The organism is Pseudomonas sp. TAE6080 (assembly GCF_018732265.1).
Taxonomy (GTDB): domain Bacteria; phylum Pseudomonadota; class Gammaproteobacteria; order Pseudomonadales; family Pseudomonadaceae; genus Aquipseudomonas; species Aquipseudomonas brenneri.
The window spans coordinates 1-1,200 of sequence record NZ_JAHIDY010000094.1 but is presented as its reverse complement, the minus strand read 5'-3'; the positions used below and the strand labels follow the sequence as shown (position 1 = coordinate 1,200).

Annotated in this window: 1 protein-coding gene; it reads left to right on the top strand. The window is 51.8% G+C overall.

All coding sequences use genetic code 11. The annotated features are described in order from the left end of the window. Window positions 1–103 precede the first annotated feature (103 nt). Window positions 104–1,138: an IS481 family transposase gene (locus tag KL786_RS29255; protein ID WP_047882718.1), complete on the top strand. Its 1,035-nt coding sequence runs from the start codon at window positions 104–106 to the stop codon at window positions 1,136–1,138. Window positions 1,139–1,200: the final 62 nt, after the last annotated feature.

Genomic DNA, 1,200 nt, shown 5'->3' with positions numbered 1-1,200 from the left:
TGTAGAAGTCTCGACTTAATCTGACACCCCTCTTGAAAAAGAGCGGGGCTACCGGGTTTGATGGTTGTGCGAGCAATCACCAACCCAAGAGGAGTAGCCCCGCATGAACGTTGTAAATCAACCGATTGTTAAGCACAAGTTGGGCTTGTTGAACCTGGCCGAGGAACTCGGCAACGTTTCACAGGCCTGCAAAATCATGGGCGTGTCGCGAGACACCTTCTATCGCTACCAGGAAGCCAAGGCGAACGGTGGAGTCGAAGCCCTGCTACAAAAAGATCGCAGAAAGCCAAACCTAAAAAACCGTGTCGATGAGGCTGTTGAACAATGCGTACTGGACTACGCCATTGAACAACCCGCCCACGGCCAAGTCCGTGTCAGCAATGAACTGCGTAAGCGTGGCACATTCGTCAGTCCCTCAGGTGTACGATCAATCTGGCTGCGGCACGCGCTGGCGAACTTCAAGCAGCGTCTGACTGCTTTGGAAAAGCACGTTGCGGCTACAGGCTCTGTTCTGACCGAAGCCCAGGTCGTTGCTCTAGAGAAGAAACGTGATGACGATATCGCCTGCGGCGAAATCGAAACGGCCCATCCGGGCTATCTTGGCTCCCAGGACACGTTCTACGTCGGCACTATGAAAGGCGTAGGCCGTATTTATCAGCAGACCTTTGTTGATACCTACAGCAAGGTCGCGTTCACCAAACTCTATACAACGAAGACGCCAATCACGGCAGCAGACCTGCTCAACGACAAAGTGCTACCGTACTTTGCAGAGCAAAACGTCCCCGTGCTGCGGATTTTGACGGATCGTGGAACGGAATATTGCGGCAAGCTGGAGCAGCATGATTACCAGCTCTACCTGGCAATGAATGACATCGAGCATACCCGGACGAAAGCCGCGTCACCGCAAACTAACGGTATCTGCGAGCGGTTTCATAAGACGATCTTGCAGGAGTTTTACCAGGTTACTTTCCGGAAAAAGATCTACCAAAGCATGGAGCAGTTGCAGGCCGATCTTGACCAGTGGGTGGCCCACTATAATGATGAACGGACTCATCAGGGAAAAATGTGCTGTGGCCGGACGCCGGCAGAGACATTTGAGGATGGAAAGAAAATCTGGCTGGTCAAAATGATCAACTGAATTTGACCTGACAGTCACGACCTCAAATCCGGTAACTGTCAGATGAAGTCTGAGTTTCTACA

Coding starts and splice junctions, on each gene's coding strand:
- KL786_RS29255 (WP_047882718.1), top strand. CDS start 104: ATGAACGTTGTAAATCAACCGATTGTTAAGCACAAGTTGGGCTTGTTG.